The organism is Fusibacter tunisiensis, from assembly GCF_016908355.1.
Classification (GTDB): domain Bacteria; phylum Bacillota; class Clostridia; order Peptostreptococcales; family Acidaminobacteraceae; genus Fusibacter_D; species Fusibacter_D tunisiensis.
Genome location: NZ_JAFBDT010000004.1, coordinates 105,503 through 125,822 on the forward strand (window position 1 = coordinate 105,503; position 20,320 = coordinate 125,822).

At 39.0% G+C, this 20,320-nt stretch carries 25 protein-coding genes; 23 read left to right on the top strand and 2 right to left on the bottom strand.

The window, feature by feature from the left end; genetic code table 11:
• Positions 1-3 precede the first annotated feature (3 nt).
• From flgK to JOC49_RS04220, 8 genes are all read left to right on the top strand, one after another.
• Entirely contained in the window at positions 4-1,641 is a 1,638-nt protein-coding gene (gene flgK, locus JOC49_RS04185) for a flagellar hook-associated protein FlgK (protein ID WP_204662699.1), read from the top strand.
• A 23-nt stretch (positions 1,642-1,664) separates the two neighbouring features.
• On the top strand, positions 1,665-2,864 hold the full coding sequence (flgL, locus tag JOC49_RS04190; protein WP_204662702.1) for a flagellar hook-associated protein FlgL: 1,200 nt from the start codon (positions 1,665-1,667) through the stop codon (positions 2,862-2,864).
• A 17-nt stretch (positions 2,865-2,881) separates the two neighbouring features.
• Positions 2,882-3,451, top strand: a complete 570-nt coding sequence (locus tag JOC49_RS04195) for a DUF6470 family protein (protein ID WP_204662705.1) — start codon at positions 2,882-2,884, stop codon at positions 3,449-3,451.
• An 11-nt stretch (positions 3,452-3,462) separates the two neighbouring features.
• Positions 3,463-3,906 (top strand): flagellar assembly protein FliW, encoded by a 444-nt coding sequence (fliW, locus tag JOC49_RS04200; protein ID WP_204662708.1) that lies wholly within the window; start codon positions 3,463-3,465, stop codon positions 3,904-3,906.
• A gap of 2 nt (positions 3,907-3,908) precedes the next feature.
• Positions 3,909-4,142: a carbon storage regulator CsrA gene (gene csrA, locus JOC49_RS04205; RefSeq protein ID WP_204662710.1), complete on the top strand. Its 234-nt coding sequence runs from the start codon at positions 3,909-3,911 to the stop codon at positions 4,140-4,142.
• Positions 4,143-4,299: 157 nt separating this feature from the next.
• Positions 4,300-5,655: a flagellin N-terminal helical domain-containing protein gene (locus JOC49_RS04210; protein WP_204662712.1), complete on the top strand. Its 1,356-nt coding sequence runs from the start codon at positions 4,300-4,302 to the stop codon at positions 5,653-5,655.
• Positions 5,656-6,190: 535 nt separating this feature from the next.
• Positions 6,191-7,105 (top strand): DUF2971 domain-containing protein, encoded by a 915-nt coding sequence (locus tag JOC49_RS04215; RefSeq protein ID WP_204662714.1) that lies wholly within the window; start codon positions 6,191-6,193, stop codon positions 7,103-7,105.
• Between the two features lie 17 nt (positions 7,106-7,122).
• On the top strand, positions 7,123-7,344 hold the full coding sequence (locus JOC49_RS04220; RefSeq protein WP_204662716.1) for a hypothetical protein: 222 nt from the start codon (positions 7,123-7,125) through the stop codon (positions 7,342-7,344).
• A 352-nt stretch (positions 7,345-7,696) separates the two neighbouring features.
• Here JOC49_RS04220 and JOC49_RS04225 read toward each other — a convergent pair whose 3' ends face one another.
• Positions 7,697-8,041, bottom strand: a complete 345-nt coding sequence (locus JOC49_RS04225; RefSeq protein WP_204662718.1) for a hypothetical protein — start codon at positions 8,039-8,041, stop codon at positions 7,697-7,699.
• Positions 8,042-8,222: 181 nt separating this feature from the next.
• Here JOC49_RS04225 and JOC49_RS04230 point away from each other — a divergent pair, with 181 nt between their 5' ends.
• The 12 genes from JOC49_RS04230 to JOC49_RS04285 all read left to right on the top strand — a co-directional run bounded on the left by JOC49_RS04230 (position 8,223) and on the right by JOC49_RS04285 (position 17,063).
• A complete protein-coding gene (locus JOC49_RS04230) occupies positions 8,223-8,858 on the top strand; it encodes a YdcF family protein (RefSeq protein ID WP_204662720.1) in 636 nt (211 codons plus the stop codon).
• 57 nt (positions 8,859-8,915) lie between these two features.
• Positions 8,916-9,227 (top strand): hypothetical protein, encoded by a 312-nt coding sequence (locus JOC49_RS04235; protein ID WP_204662722.1) that lies wholly within the window; start codon positions 8,916-8,918, stop codon positions 9,225-9,227.
• A gap of 155 nt (positions 9,228-9,382) precedes the next feature.
• Positions 9,383-9,790 (top strand): flagellar protein FlaG, encoded by a 408-nt coding sequence (locus tag JOC49_RS04240; RefSeq protein WP_204662723.1) that lies wholly within the window; start codon positions 9,383-9,385, stop codon positions 9,788-9,790.
• Between the two features lie 33 nt (positions 9,791-9,823).
• Complete coding sequence (fliD, locus tag JOC49_RS04245; RefSeq protein WP_204662726.1) at positions 9,824-11,701, top strand: flagellar filament capping protein FliD; 1,878 nt, start codon at positions 9,824-9,826, stop codon at positions 11,699-11,701.
• A complete protein-coding gene (locus JOC49_RS04250) occupies positions 11,701-12,069 on the top strand; it encodes a hypothetical protein (protein WP_204662729.1) in 369 nt (122 codons plus the stop codon). The genes fliD and JOC49_RS04250 overlap by 1 nt, the downstream gene beginning before the upstream one ends.
• A gap of 14 nt (positions 12,070-12,083) precedes the next feature.
• Positions 12,084-12,551, top strand: coding sequence for a flagellar export chaperone FliS (fliS, locus tag JOC49_RS04255; protein ID WP_204662732.1), 468 nt, complete (start codon positions 12,084-12,086; stop codon positions 12,549-12,551).
• Between the two features lie 110 nt (positions 12,552-12,661).
• A complete protein-coding gene (locus JOC49_RS04260; RefSeq protein WP_204662735.1) occupies positions 12,662-12,841 on the top strand; it encodes a YjfB family protein in 180 nt (59 codons plus the stop codon).
• 57 nt (positions 12,842-12,898) lie between these two features.
• A complete protein-coding gene (locus JOC49_RS04265; RefSeq protein ID WP_204662738.1) occupies positions 12,899-13,318 on the top strand; it encodes a hypothetical protein in 420 nt (139 codons plus the stop codon).
• A 70-nt stretch (positions 13,319-13,388) separates the two neighbouring features.
• Positions 13,389-13,919, top strand: a complete 531-nt coding sequence (gene hpf, locus JOC49_RS04270) for a ribosome hibernation-promoting factor, HPF/YfiA family (protein ID WP_204662740.1) — start codon at positions 13,389-13,391, stop codon at positions 13,917-13,919.
• A gap of 166 nt (positions 13,920-14,085) precedes the next feature.
• A complete protein-coding gene (locus JOC49_RS04275; protein ID WP_204662743.1) occupies positions 14,086-16,074 on the top strand; it encodes a methyl-accepting chemotaxis protein in 1,989 nt (662 codons plus the stop codon).
• 205 nt (positions 16,075-16,279) lie between these two features.
• Positions 16,280-16,516, top strand: coding sequence for a hypothetical protein (locus JOC49_RS04280; protein ID WP_204662746.1), 237 nt, complete (start codon positions 16,280-16,282; stop codon positions 16,514-16,516).
• A gap of 37 nt (positions 16,517-16,553) precedes the next feature.
• Entirely contained in the window at positions 16,554-17,063 is a 510-nt protein-coding gene (locus JOC49_RS04285; RefSeq protein WP_204662749.1) for a nitroreductase family protein, read from the top strand.
• A 369-nt stretch (positions 17,064-17,432) separates the two neighbouring features.
• On the opposite strand, the gene JOC49_RS04290 is transcribed toward JOC49_RS04285, so the two are convergent.
• Positions 17,433-17,822, bottom strand: coding sequence for a helix-turn-helix domain-containing protein (locus tag JOC49_RS04290; RefSeq protein WP_204662751.1), 390 nt, complete (start codon positions 17,820-17,822; stop codon positions 17,433-17,435).
• Between the two features lie 221 nt (positions 17,823-18,043).
• On the opposite strand from JOC49_RS04290, the gene JOC49_RS04295 reads away from it, so the two are divergent.
• The 3 genes from JOC49_RS04295 (at position 18,044) to JOC49_RS04305 (ending at position 20,213) form a co-directional block, all read left to right on the top strand.
• The gene (locus JOC49_RS04295; protein WP_204662753.1) at positions 18,044-18,841 is read left to right on the top strand and encodes a transposase; all 798 of its coding nucleotides are present in this window, start codon (positions 18,044-18,046) and stop codon (positions 18,839-18,841) included.
• Between the two features lie 96 nt (positions 18,842-18,937).
• A complete protein-coding gene (locus JOC49_RS04300; RefSeq protein WP_204662755.1) occupies positions 18,938-19,465 on the top strand; it encodes a GNAT family N-acetyltransferase in 528 nt (175 codons plus the stop codon).
• 130 nt (positions 19,466-19,595) lie between these two features.
• On the top strand, positions 19,596-20,213 hold the full coding sequence (locus tag JOC49_RS04305) for a DUF5317 family protein (protein ID WP_204662757.1): 618 nt from the start codon (positions 19,596-19,598) through the stop codon (positions 20,211-20,213).
• Positions 20,214-20,320 lie beyond the last annotated feature (107 nt).

Genomic DNA, 20,320 nt, shown 5'->3' on the forward strand with positions numbered 1-20,320 from the left:
ACCATGTCATCAGGTTTTTTAGGATTAACAACTTCATTGTCAGGCCTCTTTGCCAATCAAAGATCTTTGGGGATTGTCAGTCATAATATTGCCAATGCCAATACAGAAGGTTACTCTCGACAAGTGATGAATACTAAAGCATATAAACCGCAAATGCTGCCCGGCGGCATGGGTGCACTTGGTGTTGGTGTGGATGTAACAGCTGTAAAGCAAATAAGAGATGCCTATCTTGACAGCAAATTTAGGGATGAAACCAGCGCACAAGGCGAGTGGACTGCAAGAGCAGACGTCTTGCAAGAAGTTGAAGGGATTTTTAATGAGCCTTCAGATTCCAGTGTCGCTGAACTTTTAGATCAATACTATGAGTCTTTACAGAGCCTTCAAAAGAATCCGGAAAACCTTACTGCCAGAACATTGGTGCGTCAAACCACCATTGCCCTAACAGAAGGGGTGGGGCGGATTTCTACCATGCTCAAAGAACTTCAAAAAGACCTTAATATGCAATTTGAAGCAGCTGTGGGTGAAGTAAATGACATAGCAGACCAGATTGCAACCTTAAATGAGACCATCTTCAAGGCAGAACTGGAAGGTGGCAAAGCCAATGATTTAAGAGACCAAAGGGAGTTGCTTTTAGACAAACTTTCAGAGTTTGTGAACATCAACTATTATGAAGATTCTCAGAATCGTTTTTATGTGTCCATAGGTGGGCAAGAAATCGTGTCCCACTTTAGGGCGGATGAACTGGAAACAGTAGAGCGTACTTCAAAAATTAATGAAGATGACTCCGAGGGCATTTGGGATGTTCAGTGGTCTAACGGCAATACCTTAAATGCTGCTACAGGAAAAATCAAAGGGTTAAGAGATGTAAGAGACAACAATACGGAACTATCAAAAGGAATTCCTTATTATATTGATAAACTTAATGAGTTTGTGGATGTCCTTCACGACACCATGAATGGAATTCATGAAACTGGTTTTGGCCTCGATGGCAGTATTGGAAATTATATGTTCACCATGGATGGCATGAGCACAGCAGAGTATAAGGCTTATTTGACAGCCTCAGGAACAGATGTTACGGCAACGATCACAGCAGGTGGTACACTTGACCCAACGAATCCAGCTGACAAGGCGGCAATTGATGCAAATATTGAAGCATATTTTATTGCCAATCCAGATGAGGCAGGCAAACGCATTAAACTGGTGGATGATCAATATCTTTTGGTAGAAAAAGTAAAAGCCGATCGTTTATCCCTAGCCAGTGACTTAGACGATCTTAATAAAATTGCAGCAGCCACAAATCTTGCAGATATACCAGGGGATGGTGGCAATATCTTAAAAATGATTGAAACCAGACACGATACAAAGTTATACGATTGGGGTGCTCCAGAAGATTTTGTTAAATCTTTGGTATCCAATTTAGGCGTTGATGCTGCAGAGGCCAACCGGGTCAAAAATAATCAAGATCTTTTGACCAATGAGTACAGCATGTCCAGGGACTCTGTTATGGGCGTTTCTTTAGACGAAGAAATGGCCAATATGATTAAATTTCAAACGGCTTACAATGCCAATGCACGAATGATTAATGTCTTTGACGAAATGTTGGACTTAGTCGTCAATCGTTTGGGAACGGTTGGCAGATAGGGTGATAGAATAGGAGTAAAACAATGCGTGTAACGAATTCAATGCTTATAAAAGACATGCTGTGGAATGCCAACAACAACATGGTTCAAATGTCAAACTATCAGTCCCAGATGTCTTCAGGCAAAAAAATCCAAAGGCCTTCAGATGATGCTGTTGGAACCACTATGGTAATGAAGTACAAAACAGATATTCGGGAAGCGGCCCAATATCAAAAAAATATTGATGACTCACTGGGCTGGCTAGAAGTTTCAGAAAGCGCCCTTACAAATTTAAAAGATGTCCTTCAGCGTGCCAGAGAACTTACTGTACAGGCAGCTAACGGGACCAACACCACAGAAGACCGCCAGAAAATACAGCTTGAAATGGAACAACTTAAGCAAGAGGTTATTGCGGCAGGAAATGCCACCAATGCCGGCCGATATATTTTCACAGGTCTTGAGACCAATGTGCCACTTTTTAATGAAGATGGTACCTATAACGTTGCCATGACGGAAGAACGGGATGTAAACAGGCGAAGCGTGGAATTTGAAGTGTCTGTGGGAACAACCCTTGACATAGGCACGCACCCGCTGGACATCTTTGGAATTGTGAAAGAACCTAATCCATTAAAAGATATAAATGGGGCGGGTGTTCCAGCAGGTGATATAGCAACCTATACGGGCGTTCATTCTATGGTGGTTCAACTTGGAGAGGCCCGTCACCAAATTGATATTGATTTTGGAAATCCTTCTGCTATAGGAACTATTAACGATTTGGAGACAGCTGTCCAAACGGCCGTTGATGCTAAATTCGGCTCAGGGGCTGTGACGGTTACAGGCAATGTTGGTCCGCCAGAAACTTTAACCTATGGACCTGCAGACGTTGTGGTGGAAGCGACAGTTGGCCGCGAGAGTGAACTCATGAGCGATATGAACAATTTAATTGACGCATTAGAAACAGGGGACGATGCCGGGATACAAACGGCACTTGGTAAAATAGATGAAAATATGGAACGTCTTTTGTCCGTTATGGGTGAAATTGGCGGGAAAACAAATCGGGTTGAATTCATCAAAAATAGGGTAGAAGAGAATGAGATCACTTTTACAGGCCTTTTAAGTAAGGTTCAAGATGTGGACATGGCAGAAGCGATTATGTACTTTAAGAATTTAGAAAACGTCTATAGGGCGTCTTTATCTGTTGGCTCAAAAGTTATCCAACCATCCTTGGTGGATTTTATCAGGTAAATGAGGAGGCGTTTTAAGTGCCTATTAAAATTGAATCCCAGTCCGCTCAAATTGGCTGGGATACCAAGAAAGCACAACTGAATCAAAGTGGGAACAATCAGCAGAGTTTGGACATTCAGACTAGAAAGCCTAAGCTTGAAATTAGGACCACAAGGCCACAAATGAACATAGACCAGTCTCAACCATTTGCTGAAGCAGGTCTTAAGAATATACAGGCTTTTATGTCAGATTCAGTTTCTTATGCCAAACAAGTTGTTTCACAAGGTATAGACAGGATTGTCTCTCAAGGAAACGAAATGAAGGACATTCACACAGGTGTAGACCCTATACCAGATCAAGCCATTTACAATGCTTATGACCTGTTTGAAAAGACTTTTAATTTTGCACTTGTGCCCAGTTCCAGACCAGAGATAAATGTAACGCCCGGCGAGGTGACAACCACACTAAATCCTGGTGAAGTGATTAACAATACAATGCCTAGGCGCGTTCAAATGGACTATACACCTTGGCAAATTAGCTATTATATGAAACAGTACGCGAGTATTCGGTTTAGTTTTGAACCGTCTAAATTTGAAACTATGGTATAGGAGGCGTAATAATGAAATTAACCACACAACATTTGGGTGAACTTGAGTATGAGGAAGTAGACGTGATTCACTTTGATGATGCAATTCCTGGATTTGAAGAACTCCACAAGTACATTATCATTCCATCAGGGGATGCAGAGCTGCCCTTTCACTATCTTCAGTCCGTAGAAGAAGCAGACCTTGCCTTTATTGTAACCGATCCTTTTTTATTTGTTGAAAACTATGATTTTGAACTGCCCGATGCAGATGCTGAAAAACTGGGTGTCGCTTCTGAAGCAGATGCTGAAAAATTGATTGTATATGCCATTGCCACAATTCCTGAAAATGTGGATGACACCACCATCAATATTGTAGCGCCAATACTTATAAATATTGAAAGCAAAAAAGGCATTCAACTGGTTTTAAATGAGTACGATGCTTTTAAACATCCAATCTTCAAAAAAGAGGAGGCCTAGTTATGTTGATTCTCACGCGCAAGAAAGACGAGAGTATCATCATTAACGGCAACATTGAGATACAGGTCATTGGCATAGAAGAAGGCAAAGTGAAAATTGGAATAAGTGCCCCCAAGTCAGTAACCATCCACCGGAGTGAAATTTTTGAAAAAATAAAAGAATCCAATGTGGCTTCAACAGTTAGAAATACAAACTTAGAAGCACTTGGCGCAAAATTTACCACAACAAAAAAATAAAAAAATTCCTAAAGGTGCTAAAGTATCTGACAACTTTGCCGATACTTTACATAGACAACCTAATTCAAACTTGCGGCCGAAAGAATGAAGGGTTGTCCTATAAATTTATAGCGTGGTTGGAAAGGATTCCGACCCTAAAAATTCAAGGAGGATTATTATGAGAATTAACAATAACTTAATGGCAATGAATACCCACAGACAATTGGGGATCAACTCAGGAAATGGTGCAAAATCAATCGAGAAATTATCATCAGGTTACAGAATCAACCGTGCTGGCGATGACGCTGCTGGTCTTGCGATTTCTGAAAAAATGAGAGGACAAATTAGAGGTCTTAATATGGCTTCAAGAAACTCTCAAGATGCGATTTCATTGGTTCAAACGGCTGAAGGTGCTTTAAATGAAACACAAGCAATCCTTCAACGTATGAGAGAGTTATCAGTTCAATCTGCGAACGATACAAATGTTGATGCTGATCGTACAGCGCTTCAGAATGAGATTGATCAATTAACAACTGAAATTGATAGAATAGCAACAACAACTGAGTTTAATACAAGAAAATTGTTGAATGGTGGAGCTGGCGTTGCAATTTCTGCAAGCAATGGTTCAGTTACATCTTTATCAGGAACTGCTGATACAACAGCTGGAGTGATTTCTATAACAGCTGCAAATACAACACTGGCTGATAAAGGTGCTGTAGTTGATGCTGGAACTACAGCGTTAGCAGATGCTTCAACTGCTTTAGGTGGTGTTGGTGCAATCACTATTAATGGAACTTCATTTAGTTTTGCTGCAACAGATACAGTTCAAGAAGCTTTAGATACATTTAATGGTCAGACAGCTACAACTGGTGTCACTGCAACTTGGGCTAATGGTACTGGATTTACTTTTACACAAGTTAATGAAGGTTCTGCTCATAGTGTTAATGTTACAGCAGCTTCAGGTGTATTTACTGGCGGAGCACAGAGTGATGCTGGCGCAGATGCAATCTTAAGTGTTGGTGAATTAGGTGGTTCGTATTCCGCAAGTGGTAATAAAGTAGAAGTAACATCTGGCGCTTATGAAGGTCTTCAGTTTACTTTGACTGCAGATGCTGATGTTTCAATTACTGTAGGGACTAACAATTCTTTAAAAATGCAAATAGGTGCAAATGAAACTCAAGATATGAGTGTTTCAATTGGTGATATGAGAGCTGATGCTCTTGGAGTTGGTAGTGTAAGTGTTGCTACTCAGGCAGATGCTGCAACAGCGATCACAACAATCAATGATGCAATTACATCTGTATCTGATGAAAGAGCAAAACTTGGTGCGGTCCAAAACAGATTAGAGCATACAATCAAGAACTTAGATACATCATCTGAGAACTTACAAGCTTCTGAATCTCGAATCAGAGACGTAGACATGGCGAAAGAAATGATGGAATTCACTAAGAATAACATCTTGCAACAAGCAGCTCAAGCTATGTTGGCTCAAGCAAATCAGCAACCTCAAGGCGTATTGCAGCTTCTGAGATAGTTGATTAAGGGTCCATTGGAGAGTAATCTCTAAATGATAATTGGGTGAATTGCTGGAACTTCCTTAAGCTCAGCTAACCACAACGCAGCTGGAAACGGCAAACGTGACGGTTTGAAAATAGGTGAGATTGGATAATCAGCAGCCAAGCTCCTGTACCGAAAGGTTGGAGAAGGTTCAACGACTAGGATAGACCATCTAAAGCGAAAGCCATGATGATGAAATCCGTAGGATCAGAGGTGGTCCGAAGTGCCCAACAACCAAATTAGTGAATAGGCGAAAGGCGTTAGCCGTTAGGAAAAGCACTTGACCTTCCTAATCAATTAACCCCTAACCAACTAACCAACTAATCCGGTTGAAGATATAGTCTGGCATATACTGAAAGGTATGTGATGGTCCGCAAGCAAACCAAGCACCTCAAGGCGTTCTCCAGTTACTCAGATAATTGGACGCAAATTAAAGCCATTAAGGAGTCCAGGGGATTATTCTCCTGGCTCTTTTTTTTACATATTGTGGAGAATTATAATGGGGGATGACTATGTTGACACTTACCGTGGATTTTAGAAAAGAACTTGCTCACAGAATAGAAGAAAATGGTAATAAAGGTTTGTCTGATATAGATCTTATGGAGTTTTCAAAAAAACTAATTCAGAAGTTAAAAAATTCAAATTCAGTGAAACTGTATCGTTACATGCCTTTTAACTATAATAGTGTTCGATCCATTGAAACGGGTAGTATCTATCTTAGTGAAGTTGGAAAAATGAATGATGTGTTTGAAGGGTTAACATTGACACATTCAAATAAGAATATTAGTTTCAATACTTTGAATGACTTGATCTATCTTAAATCATTTTGTGAGGAAAAGGACAACTTGCTAATGTGGAGTCACTATGCAGATAACCATAAAGGAATATGTATTGAGTATGATTTGACTTATCTCATCAGCAAAATAGATGATAAAAAAAGCAATCCAAATATTTTGTTTCACCTTTTCCCTGTTGTCTATTTAGAGAATAGAATCAATGATGAAGCAGCTTTCAATAATTTGATATATGCATCCAAAAGCATAAATCAATACAAATTAGACTTGAAGAATCAGAATCATCATGATGATGTTGAATGGCATAATGACATAAAGATGTTGTTTTTAATCAAGTCTAAATCTTGGGGATATGAAAAAGAATGGCGCATCGCTGTGACTTTCACACAGATGAATGAAAAGCCAAAATATTCAGATGAGTCACTTTCTGATTTGTATACGATTGATTCACAAAATGTAGATTTTGATTGTATCACGTCAATTTATTGTGGTGCGAACTTAGAAAACGATAAAGTTGAGCATCTTAAAGAAATTGCTAAAAGAGTTAATAATAACAGTTTACGTAGGCTATCTGTCTATAGATCTCAGTTGGACCCGAAAGAGTATAAACTAAATTATGAACGGATATTATAGACTGAAAGGACCCCATCATGACCGAACGCGATAAGCTCATAGAACTTCTGGAAGAAGTCAAACAGAAAATCAGAATGCTAGACGCCATCGAGGAGCGTCTTTTAAGAGCGCGTGATCTGGTCATGAAGTCCACAGAGGTAGAAGTCCTTGATGGACAGAGGCAAGACCTGCAGCGAGAGATTGATGAGTTGATGGCTGAGGTACGATTGCTAGAGATGGACGACACCGAAAATCAGTGAAATTCATTTTACTCAAACCTGAGTATAACCTTCCTGTAAAAATCCCAACTAGTCAACGCCGAAAATCGCTGAAAAGTTGGGACAGAGTGTTAAAAAAGAGCAATTTTTGAACTCATTTTATTTTGTAACGAATTATGTTACGATTTAGTTCAGTTAGAAGTTGATTTTCAGTTAAATCATGTATGCTAACGGTGTTTCGTGCGAAATTTAACTGGTGCATACTAATTTTGGTGCTTGATGTTTTTTTCTTAGTTGAATATTTATAGTTTGCGATTATTTTATGCCATTAATGTGCAAAAGAATTCACGCTTACCTATATAATTAAAAGAGCAAATATTTAAAACTCAGTCCACTAAACCAAGTAATACCCCACAACAAACAAGGTGAGCCCAACCAGTGCCATTATCAGCATAAAAGCCACGCTACCATCAGCCAATCCAGCACGGTTTTCGTGATCGGCAAAATTTTGGTTGGTCATTCGCGCCATGTTGTAGTTGTAGTCCCGGTTGATGTTGTTAGAGCCAAGTTGAGATGCAAAACCAATGAAGACAATCACACCACCAATGATTTTCAAGATGTTGGTTGGTTGGAAATCTGTAAAATAGATAAGAAGTAGACTTATTATTGCGCCAATAAGTAAAGTGATTAGGTACAATTTTGCGATTTTTTTCAGTCCGTACAGTAAATTTGCTTTCATTGTGGAGCCTCCTTTTATAATGCTCTAATTATGTGAATTATACCATTTAGAGGGACTGGATATTTAAAATGAAGCGTTATTTAAGCAATCTTTAATGAAAATTTAAGTTGGGGACGGGGCAAAATCGGCACCCGTGGTGGAGGGGTGCCGATTTTGCCCCGTCCCCAATTGAGGTGAGATTATGTTTAAGAAGCCGGTTATTTGGTTAATTATTAGTGTGTTTATAATTTCTGTGGGAATTCTAATTGCATCCCAAGCTGGAGTTTGGCTTGTAGCAGAAACAGATGATGAAAATGTAGATCTTATTGTGGTTCTTATGGGGAGTGTTCCAGACCGTATATTGGAGGCTGTAGACCTTTATCATGAGGGCCGTTCAGACAAGATTGTGTTTGTTAAAAGCCACATGGAGGGCAGTGAGATTTTACTGGAACGGGGATATGAAATTCCCACAGACGCCCACTTGAGTTTTGATGCAGCTTTTGGACTTGGAGTGCCTAGTGAGGCCCTTGAAATTATTGAAGGGGATGCAAAGAGTACCCAGGATGAAGCGATTCTTGTGAAAGACTATTTAGAGGCGAACCCAGAAATTGAATCAATCCTGGTGGTTACATCTAAGTATCATTCCATGCGCTCGCACAAAATATTTTCAAAAATGGTGAAAAGTTTGGATCAAGAAGTGAAAGTATACTCAAGTTCCAGCAGATATGACAGTTTTAACGCAGAAAATTGGTGGAAAAACCGAGAAGACGCCAAACGGGTTGTGATGGAGTATTTGAAAATTTTTAACTTTTTACTCCGAGAACAGTTCCAGTTTTAATCCGATTAATTTGGGTATATATTGAATAGGCATTTATGCCGAAAGGAAGTGAGTGGAATGTTGAACGTTAGGGTTCAGGATGACCTAAAAACCTACCTTCATACACACCACCATGACACCATTTCTTTAAGGGTAAGACACAATGATTATACCACTGGAAACATCAACACATTGACCCCAAAGATTCGATTTAAAGATCCAACACACAAAGACAGATTCGATGTCTACGAGGTGGATGGGATTACAGTTTATGTTGAAAAAGAAATTGAAGCTGAATCAGATACCCTTGAATTTGTGGATGAGCATGTAATGGGTATACATAGATGTCATGTGAAGGGAATTAGGCTGGATTCCGCAGAGATTAGTTAGCAAAAGTGAAGTTTTATTTCAATCCTGTTTTGTAGGTGTTTGTTTTACAAAGCAGGATTTTTGTGTTTATTGAATTGATGCGTAAAAACGTTAAAGAATTTTACGAGAGATGCCGATACATAAGATAGAGAATTCCATGGAGAGGAGAAAGTGTTATGAAGATTAACCATCTAAACGCAGGCAATGTTGCTGCGGCTGCACCGGGCACGGATGCCCAAATTAGGAGAACGGGTCAGGAGAGTACCAATCCTAAACCGGTTGAACGGATTAAGCAAGACGTCAAAGAAAATATCAATGTGGACAAAATGACTGGCAAAGAGCCTGTAAAAGAATTTTTTGATGAGGACATGCTGGACAAGTCAGTAGAGCAGGCAAATAAGTCTCTTGAAATTTATAACAGGCGGATAGAGCGTGCGGTTCACGAAGTAACACATGCAGTGATGTACACTGTAAAAGATACAGTGACCAATGAAGTTATTCAAGAGTTTCCACCGAGAAAAATTCAAGATATGATTGCTAAAATGTGGGAACTTGCAGGACTTTTTGTAGATGAGAAGGCTTAACAGCTGGGACGATAGAGAATAGGATGTGATTTTATGTCAACACTTAGAATATCTGGCTTCTCAGGACTTGATACTGAGCAAATGATCAAAGACCTAATGAAAGCTGAAAATATGAAAGTGGATCGTGTAAAACAAGACAAACAATATGTTGAGTGGCAGCAAGAAGCCTATCGTGAGATTATCGGGGATATTCGCGATTTTCAATCGACATTTTTTGATGTGCTTAAACCAAGTACCAATATCAGTTCCGCGTCTTCTTTTGCCAAGTTTAGCTACAGCGTTACAAGTGGTGGGCTTGAAAGTTCAGCACTTTCTGTAACCGCCACAGCAGCGGCATCAAAGTCTTTAACCATTGAAAGTATTGACCGGTTGGCAACCAAAGACACTTGGAAAGGAGAGGCTTCTGGACTCCGTGGCATTGAGATTTCAGGCCTTAATTTAACAGATTTAAAAGCATCTGGAAAGGACCTTGAATTTTCACTTGCAATTGGGTCAGATGCAAAAACCATTAATATTTCCAGCGCAGATCTAGCTGGGATAAACACTTCTGCAGAACTTACCACAGCCCTTAATACAAAAATTGAAGCTGCTTTTGGATCAGACTATAATGCTGTGGCCTCCTCTGCAGGCACAGAAGTGAAATTTGATTTTGCAGGTCGTGAAGTTAAAATTTTAAAATCAGGAGACAATCAGGAAACTTTAGATGCTTTTGGTGTAGCAAGTGGTGCAAGCAGTTATGGTTATGAAACGCAAGCTATAGGCGATTTGTTTGACTTTACTGCCGCTGGTATAGATGTTACGGCACTAAATATCAATGGACAAACCATTGCCCTTAGCGAAACAGATACACTTACCCAAATGAACAAAAAACTCAATGATGCAGGCGCTGGATTTGAAATCAGTTACAGCCAGTTGTCGGATAGTTTTACCATGGTTGCCTCTCAAGAAGGGTCTGTAAACAACATCACACTGGATGATGCAAACACAGAAGCTTTTGTGACTGAGTTGTTTGGTGCTGGTGTTACCCGAACCGCAGGTGAAAATGCGGCCATGACGATAGATGGAACGCAAGTGATTCAGTCCAGCAATGTTTTTGAAATGGATGGGATGACATTTGATTTGAAGGCAACATCAACAACCGCTATTGATGTAAAAGTGGGCGTTAACACAGAATCTGTTGTGGACAACATAAGAAGTTTTGTGACAGAGTACAATAAATTAATTGATGATATTTCAGGAAAATTAAAAGAAAAAAGAGATTATGATTATAAACCGCTCACAGATGAGCAACGCGAAGCCTTATCAGAAGAAGAGATTGAACGCTGGGAAGACCGTGCAAAACTCGGTATTTTAAAAGGGGCGTCTGAACTTGACAACATGCTGACCCAACTTAGAAATGCCGTTATTGAGCCAATTGAAGGTGTTGGCCTTTCTATGAACGATATAGGAATCTCCAGCGCCAGTTATCAAGACCGTGGAAAGCTCTCAATTGATGAAGATAAGTTAAATCTTGCACTTGAAAACAATTATGATGATGTGGTTGGACTTTTTACGGCAAAATCAGATGTGGCTTATACAGAGTCAGCCAATCGATCCGAACGGTTCAAAGAAAGTGGAATTGGGGATCGATTCGGGGACATTCTTAAGGATTATGTGAGAACCACACGTGACTCTAACGGTAACAAGGGCATCCTTTTGGTTAAGGCTGGTGTGGAAAATGATACCAGCGTTTTACAAAATGACTTGTCAAAACGGATTGCAGGTTATGATACACGAATTGATTCTTTGATGGATTATTTGACGTCAAGAGAGGATTATTATTACACCATGTTTACGCGTATGGAAAGTGCCCTTTCTCAACTTGAGAGTCAATCGGCATCGTTATCAGGCATGTTCTCAGGAGGCGCTTAATGAGCAAACCCGCTGAATTGGCACAGGCAATTTTAAAAGAAACTGAGATTATAGAAAGTGCCGTAGAAGCAAAGGATATTGAAATTGTGAACACCATATTGGAAAGGCGACAAAAGTTGATTGATGACTTGGCTACGTATGCACCTTTTGAGCCGTCTTCTGAAATTGGACAGATTATTGAAAAAATTCGAGAAAAGGATGACTTTTGTAAGGTGGGCATTTCACAGCTTAAAGCCGCACTTGAGCAGGAACAATACGCTGTTAAAAGTGAGAAGAGCCAAATTACGAAGAGCAAAAAGGCGTATGATCGGTACCAGATGAATCTGCCCGGTCAAATGTCTGGGATGTCAATTGATAAGAGAAAGTAACAGGAGGAAGTGAAATGGCAATTATGAACCCATACAACTATTCGAAACCGAGAAATCATTTGAATATGGCTAAACCAGTAAATGCTGTTCCCAGTGGAAATGGTGGCCCGAAACCAAACGGCAATCCATCTATGGATCAGTATCTTGAAAATAAGATTATATCTGCAAAACCTGAAGAATTGACGTACATGCTTTATGAAGGTCTTGTGAAGTTTATTAAGAAAGCAAAGATGAACCTTGAGACAAAAAAGTATGACCAGGTGAACGCAAATACTCAGCGTGCTCAGGCGATTGTAGATGAGCTTAGAAGCACCTTAAATATGGAAATTCCAATGGCAGAAAGCATGGATGCCCTTTACGAATACTTGGGCTATAAACTTTTAAATGCCAACATTGATAAAGATGAAGCGCTTTTTGACGAAGCAATTGAAATTGCGGAAGACTTCAAAGAAACTTGGCGCAAGGCATTTGACCTTAAATAAAAGTTCACATTTTCTTTAAGGATTTTGATGGATAAAACCTGGTTTTCGGGGTATAATCACTTTATACTGTTATTGAATTGGATTAAAAAGAGATAGAAGGGAGTTTCCCTATGGATATGAAAATTTCAGCTTTTCAAGTTCAAAACTTAACCAGTGTCAAACAGGCACTTGGCATGGCGAACCTTCAAAAAGCCATGAATCAGGATCAACAGTCTGTGGATGCAGTTGTGAAAATGATGGAAAAATCAGTATCACCCCATCTGGGACAGTCTATTGATTTGAAAGTATAAGGTATTTAAAGTTGAGTTGGCGATTCTGACTCAACTTTTTATTGGTTTGGGGGCAATATGATCAGAGAAGATTTGTTGGAAAGCTTAAACCGGATGCTTTTTCAAAAACTTGAACGATTGGAAAAACTGGAAATTTTATTGGAAAATCTAGATGATACTGTCCATCCTGCTTTAATGCGGTCTTCGCTGGACGCCATTGAAACATTGCAAAAGCAACTCTTAAATGGAGATGTCTTATTTCTGTCGGTTCTTGATAAATTTTTAAAGGCAAACAGTGCGCGAACACTTGGGGAATTGCCCAAGGAATCTTTGGCGCCACTTAAAGCGGCCCAGAGGCATATTAAGGAAATTGATGCTTTTCAAAATAGAATCAACCCAATGCTGGCTCAGTTTGAAGGGTTTAAAGAGTCTTTGAAAGCAGATGCTGTAAAAGCCCATCAGAAGAAACAGGTTGACCGAACTTACGGTAAAAAATAATTGTAAAATACGATTTATAGGCATTCCTCTTGGGTATATAACCAGTATCAAAGATAAAGGGGTTGAGTTTATGAAAGTAATCGTGACTGGTAGAAATTTAGTAATCACCGATGCAATACGAGAGCAAGTTGAGAAAAAACTCAGCAAATTCGACAAATTTTTTAATAGCGATGTAGAAGCACACGCTACTTTTAGCACACAAAAGAACAAGCACATCGTGGAAGTGACCATTCCTCTAAAAAATGGGGCGTTCTTCAGGGCAGAGAGTCGAACTGAAGACATGTATGGATCCATTGATGAAGCCATTGATAAAATTTCAAGGCAAATGAAAAAGCACAAAACCAAAATTGAGAAACGGTTCCATGATTCAGATTCCATTAGATTTGAGGCAATTCCTGAATCAACTGAAACGACGCCAGATTCCAGTATTGTAAAAACCAAACGTTTTGGAATCAAGCCAATGATGCCAGAAGAGGCGGTTCTTCAGATGGACCTCCTAGGCCATGATTTCTTTGTATTCTTAAATGGTGAGACAGATGATGTCAATGTGGTTTATAGAAGAAAAGATGGCGATTTCGGTTTAATTGAGCCTTATCTATAAGAAAATTTAATACGATGATTTTAAAAAAATGAGTCTGCTAATGTGGGCTCATTTTCTATGTTAAGATTCACTAAATATCTGTAATATGTGTTGTGAAAGAGTGGACTGACGTGATAGAATGTAAATGTTCTAATTATTTAATTATTTTTCTGAATGGAGATATAAAATGAAGAGTATTAAAGGTAAGTTAATTGTTTATTTTTCGCTTTTGGTGGTTGTCAGTTTAATGGCTGTAGGCTTCACAGCGTTGATGCAAACGACTAGTGTCATTACAAATGATTCAACGCAAAGTATGAGCAGTTTAGCCCATCAATCATCATTAATGACAAAGTCGGAAATTGAAAAAAATTCTATGGTAATTGAGCTGATTGGCGGCCGCAGTGACATTAAAGGGATGAACTGGTTGGCACAGAAACCTATTTTACTAAGACAGCTTAAATTAACAGAGTTTAAGACACTTGGGGTTGCAAATCTCAAAGGCGATGTGCGCTATACAGATGAACGTGAGATGAATATTGCTGAAGAGCCGTATTTCAAGGAAGCTCTTGAAGGGAAACCCGCAATTTCAGATGTGATTATTAATCCGCTAAATGATATGCCCGAGGTGGTTTTTGTGGCCCCAATCATTGACATTGATAAGGTTAGAGGGGTTCTTGTGGCGCACTTGGATGCGCGCAAACTTAGTGATATTACCGATTCAGTGACCTACGGTGAAAAAGGATATGCTTATATGATCAATTCGATTGGACAAACAATCGCGCATCCTGACCGAAATCGTGTAAATAAACTTTATAATACCCTCATTGAAGTTGAAAGCACACCGGCTCTAGCTTCTCAAGCTGAGGCGATTCAAAAGATGATTGATGAAAAATCGGGGACCTATAGTTATACTTATGATGGAAAACCTTTGATGGTATCTTATGAGCCAGTTGAGGGAACACCGTGGATTTTTGTACTTCAGGCGGATGAATCTGAGGTGCTTGGCACTTTGACAGCCATGCAGAAACAAATTTTTTATATGATTTTGTTGGCAGTTGCAGTAAGTGTTGTGATTGTTTATTTGGTTGGAAATTCTATTGCAAAACCTTTAAAAGAATTGGCGGGATCTTCTAAGAAAATTGCAGAGCTGGATATTACCACTGATATTCCTGAGAAATTGAGAAAGCGTAAGGATGAGGTGGGCGTTTTAAGTACTGCCTATCAAACGGTTATAGAAAATTTACGAGGCGTTATTTCAGACATTATGTCTTCAGCAGATCAAGTTGCAGCGTCATCTCAGCAGTTGACAGCATCTTCTCAACAAGCCTCAATTGCGGTTGAAGAAGTTTCAAGGGCTGTGGAAGAGATTGCTTCTGGGGCGACTGATCAAGCACGCAATTCAGAGGAAGGTTCTGAGAAAGGACTTGAACTTGGCAGGGTTATAGAGGAAGATCAAACACAACTTTCAGCACTGAATGCAGTTTCGGAAGTTGTTGGAAGTCTAGTAAACGAGGGGCTTAGCGAAGTTGAAAAACTTTCGAGTATTGCCGACAAGAGCAATGCTGCGACGCATAAGGTGCAATCCGAAATTATTAAAACCGACAACAGCACTCAGAAAATTGACCAAGCAAGTCAGATGATTGCGTCTATTGCAGATCAAACAAATCTACTTGCACTTAACGCCGCAATTGAAGCTGCTAGAGCGGGTGAGGCTGGTCGAGGCTTTGCTGTTGTTGCAGAGGAGATTCGAAAGTTAGCTGAACAATCTATGTCATCGACACACACCATTGATGAGGTGGTTAAAGAACTTCAATTAAATTCACATGAAGCGGTTGTGATTATGCAAGATGTTCTGGATGTTATGAAGGAACAAATGGAGAGCGTGGATACAACGAGAAGAAAGTATCATGAAATTACTGAGGCAATTGGAAAAACTCGAGCAGCGGTGGAAAAACTCAATGTTTCGGGTCAAGACATGGAAGAAATGAAGAATGAAATTATTGATGCCCTTCAAAATCTGGCAGCAATTGCCGAAGAGAATTCGGCGTCTTCTGAAGAAGTTTCAGCTTCTATGCAACAGCAGACCAGTTCAATGGATGAAATTGCTTCTGCAAGTGAGAGTTTGGCGGAATTGGCTCAAGGTCTTAAATCTGCAGTAATGAAGTTCAAGATATAATATTTTTAAGGGTTACTAAGGGCGTGTTTCTTGATAAATCAGGAGCATGTCCTTTTTTCGTGCAAGTTGAACAGGACATTTGCCTGTTTATTTGATAAAATAGTTATATATCGAAAATATTTGATAAGGAAATTTTGAATCGATTTATCTTGATAAGATTACAGTTGCACAGGAACATTATTGTACGGCGTCTACCCAGATGATTATGGGCCAGTTTTACCCTGAAATTTTCAGTCAGCAGAAACACGATGGGGTTTTTGTGGGTGCTTGCGTGGGTGGCGAACTTCATGAACTTGGTATGCGCATGGTGATGATGGATTTTCATTGGACGCGGCCTTTGCCCAAAAAACAGATTTGCCTTCTTTGGCATATGGGGTATTGCGAATTAACCCAGAGAATGATATCGAGCTTGATGAGGCGGTGCGGCGTTCGGATGATTTGATGTTTAAGAATAAAAGTGAGCGAAAGGAGTTTCGAGAATGAGTGTAATTTTTGATAGAAGGAGCATCAGGCGGTATAAGGATTTACCCGTTTCTGAAAAAGATTTGGAGGGTATGTTACGTGCGGGAATGTACGCGCCTTCAGCTGGAAACGAACGTCCATGGCAATTTGTTGTGATTCGAGACCGCGAGAAGTTAATGAAAATCACTGAGTTTCACCCGTTTACGCAAATGTTAAAGGAAGCGCCCGTTGCGATTGTACCGTGTGCAGATATGCGTGATCTTAAGTATGATGGCGATTTTTGGGTTCAGGATATGGCAGCATGTGTGGAAAATATTTTGCTTGAGGGAACGGCTCGCGAACTTGGAACGTGTTGGTGTGGTGTGTATCCTAAGGAAAATTATGTGCGTGAACTTTCTGCGCTTTTAGGACTACCTGATTATATGGTTCCGTTTTCTGTAATTGCTGTGGGACATCCAAATGAGTCACGTGAGGTGCGTGAACGTTTTAATCGGTCTCGTGTACATTTTGAAAAATGGTCGTTATAAGTAGTAGTATGGTTAAAAATTATTAAAGCCCTTGGATGTGTTTCTATCCAAGGGCTTTTTGTGCGTATAGGTTTATGTCGTTAAATAAAATTCTTGATGTATTCAATGCATTCATCACAGATGTAGGAATCTTTGAAAGGGTAAGTGTTGTCGGGTGAGTTACAGATTTTACAAGGTTTTTTTTGGTTTGGATTAATAATATGTGGTTTGATATGCATTTTGTTTCTCCCTTCTGATTTTGGGAATTATTAGTTTTAATTCCAAATAAAGTATATCATGATAGTCATAGAAGGTCAAAACAATAGTTAACTTTTTGCAACTTATTACCATATTTGCAAAAATATTAGGCATAAATTTCCAAATCTATGCCTAAAGGATTTTCTTTTTATTTGTTTTATTTTCAGTTTCTTGTTCGATTAATATAAAATGGGCCATTTTGGAGAGATAATCAATAGACTCTGACGTCAGTCGGTCCCATTCAGTTTTTGAGAGAACTCTGTAGCATGGATTTGTATAGGCAGGCTCTCCATATTGATCGTATTCTTCTTCTACTAAATCCACTTCTGGAAAATTAATGAGCCATTTAATTTGAACGCCAAATTTCAAAGAAAAATCGACTAGAAAATCAACTGATGGAATGCGCTCGTTTTTTTCATATCGATTCAATGTAGATGGCGTTATATTAAGTAGTTTGGCGGTTTCTTTTTGCGAAAGCTTATTAATAACCCTGATTTCTTTAAGTCTGCTACCATCAAACATATCCATACCCCTTTGTCTGTTTTATTTTCGGAATTTGTTGACAGATAAATTTTAGCATAATAGAAATATGGATGCATGCAAAATGCCAAATCGTGTAGAAAATAATTCAAAAATTGCCATTTTGGTAATGGGGACGGAGGAAAAGCGGAAATAACTGTAATAAATTGTAAATTAATGCAAAAAATGCTACAATGATACTATTCGAAGTTAGGTGGTGACTTATGGGAAGACGCGCAAGAGAAATTAGTGAAACTTGTATGTATCATATTTATAGTAGAGGAAATGGAAAGCAAAATATTTTTGAATCAGATCGTGATTGTATAGCATTTTTAGACAAATTATATGAAGTAAAAGTGTTGTATGGAATTGAAATCCATGCGTATTGTTTAATGACGAATCACTTTCACTTTTTAATGGTCCATGATGACCTGGGACGAATTTCGAAGGCTATGCAAGTGTTATTGAGTTATCATGCAACACGTTTCAATCTTGTGTATGATCGATCCGGCGTCTTATTTGGGAATCGATTTTTTAGTGTCCCTGTTGAAAATGAGACTCACTATGTTAATTTGGTGAAGTATATTCATTATAACCCAATTCGATCAAAAATATGTGAATTTCCTCATGAATATCCATGGAGTAGCTACGGTGAAGTTATTTTCCCAAGAGAACGTAAGCTGGTTGATGCCACTCAATTGATAAAAAACTTCCAAAACATATATGGACAGAACAAAGAAGGCATGCAGTGGTTTCTATCAAAGCACGAACATTCGGAAACGTTGGATTCGATATTCTTTGAAGGCTACGACTTGAGTTCGAGTGAGAGAAATTACTTGCTTGAACAAATCGAGTCGGTTTATGATGGCAATATCAAGCAAATTGCGTCTATGGAAAATGAAGAGCGTGACGCGCATATTCGGAAATTATACTTTGATGCCCGAATAAAAATTCGACATATTGAGAGGTTAACAGGTATATCAAAGCGAATTATTAAAAGAATTTGCAACAAGAAAGTATGACATTTTTGGAATACAAGTTATAATTAATAAAAGAAGTCAAATAGGGACAGGTCAGGGGTCCATTTTTCCTCCGTCCCCATTTGAAAGGAGGGTTTTATGCTAGATGGTAAAAAGGTAAGATTGCGCGCCTATCATAAGGAAGATTTAGAAACAGTTGTGACTTTAATTAATGATCCTGATGTTAAAAAGTTGTTGACACCTGGTATACCATTTCCGTATACATTAGAGGATGAAAACAAGTGGTATGAATCGATTTCAGGAAACAGTACAGGTCTTTATAATTTCGCAATTGAAACTTTGGAAGACTCAGTTTATCTAGGTGGATGTGGGATTAATAGTATTGATTGGAAAAACAGTGTTGCTGTTATAGGAATTTTTATAGGAAGAAAAGATTATTGGGGAAAAGGTTTCGGGACTGATGCCATGGAGGTGCTTATTGACTTTATATTTGATCAAATGAATATTCGAAAAATAAGACTAAACGTTTTTGAATTCAATGTACGTGCATATAAATCTTATCTAAAATGTGGTTTTAAAGTAGAAGGGACATTGAAAGCTGAAATTTTTAGAGATGGCAGATATTATGATGAATATATCATGGGATTATTTAGGGATGATCGATGACGAGTGAAAAATCATCTTCAATTGGGGACAGGTCAGGGGCCCATTTTTCCTCCGTCCCCATTTAACAGGGGTCCATTTTTCCTCCGTCCCCAATTGAAGATGGGAGCGGGTTATGTTAGAATAAGGGGAAGTGAAAGAGAGAGAGGTGCATGGTGTGTATATTGAAGCTATTTTAATTGGACTGCTGATTGGCTTTATACGAAATGGAAGGATTGCAAATTTTAACAATGCTAGGTTTAAAGGTTGGGCGTTGATTATACCGGCTTTTTTAGCATACTTAGTGCCGTATGGTTTAGGTTTGTTTGACATTCCGTTTGATACACCCGAAATATTCCCTTTTGCAGCCATGGGATTTGTAGCACTTATCGCACTTTTGAACCTTGAAAAAACAGGAATGAAACTCTTTTTCACTGGTGTGGCTTTGAATTTAATTGTAACGGCTATAAATGGATTTTTTATGCCCATTGATCTGGAAATGATGAGGGGATTGGGCTATGACTCATTTGTTGAATCCATTGTAAATGGCAGTGTCGTTAATTATATGGACAGTACAAATGCAGTATCATGGAGTGTTTATCTTGGGAAAATTATTGGATTGCCTAAAGTATATCCACTGGCTAGCGTTATTAGTATAGGGGATATTTTAGTGTCCCTAGGCATGGTTATGACCATACAAAACGAGATGATGCTTCATTCCATGCGCGTTAAAGGATCCATGGTACGTTTCTCTTACAAATCTAGAATATAAGTTGTGAATAGGCCCTCTTTGGTTGCTTTTACAAGGTAATCTATGAGGGTTTTGCCATGTGTTTTCATTCACAAATTGTTTGAAAATTATCAAATAAAACTATGATA

Bases quoted from the DNA above. Each gene is read 5' to 3' on its own strand.
- flgK (WP_204662699.1), top strand. From the start codon at position 4: ATGTCATCAGGTTTTTTAGGATTAACAACTTCATTGTCAGGCCTCTTT.
- flgL (WP_204662702.1), top strand. From the start codon at position 1,665: ATGCGTGTAACGAATTCAATGCTTATAAAAGACATGCTGTGGAATGCC.
- fliW (WP_204662708.1), top strand. From the start codon at position 3,463: ATGAAATTAACCACACAACATTTGGGTGAACTTGAGTATGAGGAAGTA.
- csrA (WP_204662710.1), top strand. From the start codon at position 3,909: ATGTTGATTCTCACGCGCAAGAAAGACGAGAGTATCATCATTAACGGC.
- JOC49_RS04210 (WP_204662712.1), top strand. From the start codon at position 4,300: ATGAGAATTAACAATAACTTAATGGCAATGAATACCCACAGACAATTG.
- JOC49_RS04215 (WP_204662714.1), top strand. From the start codon at position 6,191: ATGTTGACACTTACCGTGGATTTTAGAAAAGAACTTGCTCACAGAATA.
- JOC49_RS04220 (WP_204662716.1), top strand. From the start codon at position 7,123: ATGACCGAACGCGATAAGCTCATAGAACTTCTGGAAGAAGTCAAACAG.
- JOC49_RS04225 (WP_204662718.1), bottom strand. From the start codon at position 8,041: ATGAAAGCAAATTTACTGTACGGACTGAAAAAAATCGCAAAATTGTAC.
- JOC49_RS04230 (WP_204662720.1), top strand. From the start codon at position 8,223: ATGTTTAAGAAGCCGGTTATTTGGTTAATTATTAGTGTGTTTATAATT.
- JOC49_RS04235 (WP_204662722.1), top strand. From the start codon at position 8,916: ATGTTGAACGTTAGGGTTCAGGATGACCTAAAAACCTACCTTCATACA.
- JOC49_RS04240 (WP_204662723.1), top strand. From the start codon at position 9,383: ATGAAGATTAACCATCTAAACGCAGGCAATGTTGCTGCGGCTGCACCG.
- fliD (WP_204662726.1), top strand. From the start codon at position 9,824: ATGTCAACACTTAGAATATCTGGCTTCTCAGGACTTGATACTGAGCAA.
- JOC49_RS04250 (WP_204662729.1), top strand. From the start codon at position 11,701: ATGAGCAAACCCGCTGAATTGGCACAGGCAATTTTAAAAGAAACTGAG.
- fliS (WP_204662732.1), top strand. From the start codon at position 12,084: ATGGCAATTATGAACCCATACAACTATTCGAAACCGAGAAATCATTTG.
- JOC49_RS04260 (WP_204662735.1), top strand. From the start codon at position 12,662: ATGGATATGAAAATTTCAGCTTTTCAAGTTCAAAACTTAACCAGTGTC.
- JOC49_RS04265 (WP_204662738.1), top strand. From the start codon at position 12,899: ATGATCAGAGAAGATTTGTTGGAAAGCTTAAACCGGATGCTTTTTCAA.
- hpf (WP_204662740.1), top strand. From the start codon at position 13,389: ATGAAAGTAATCGTGACTGGTAGAAATTTAGTAATCACCGATGCAATA.
- JOC49_RS04275 (WP_204662743.1), top strand. From the start codon at position 14,086: ATGAAGAGTATTAAAGGTAAGTTAATTGTTTATTTTTCGCTTTTGGTG.
- JOC49_RS04280 (WP_204662746.1), top strand. From the start codon at position 16,280: ATGGGCCAGTTTTACCCTGAAATTTTCAGTCAGCAGAAACACGATGGG.
- JOC49_RS04285 (WP_204662749.1), top strand. From the start codon at position 16,554: ATGAGTGTAATTTTTGATAGAAGGAGCATCAGGCGGTATAAGGATTTA.
- JOC49_RS04290 (WP_204662751.1), bottom strand. From the start codon at position 17,822: ATGTTTGATGGTAGCAGACTTAAAGAAATCAGGGTTATTAATAAGCTT.
- JOC49_RS04295 (WP_204662753.1), top strand. From the start codon at position 18,044: ATGGGAAGACGCGCAAGAGAAATTAGTGAAACTTGTATGTATCATATT.
- JOC49_RS04300 (WP_204662755.1), top strand. From the start codon at position 18,938: ATGCTAGATGGTAAAAAGGTAAGATTGCGCGCCTATCATAAGGAAGAT.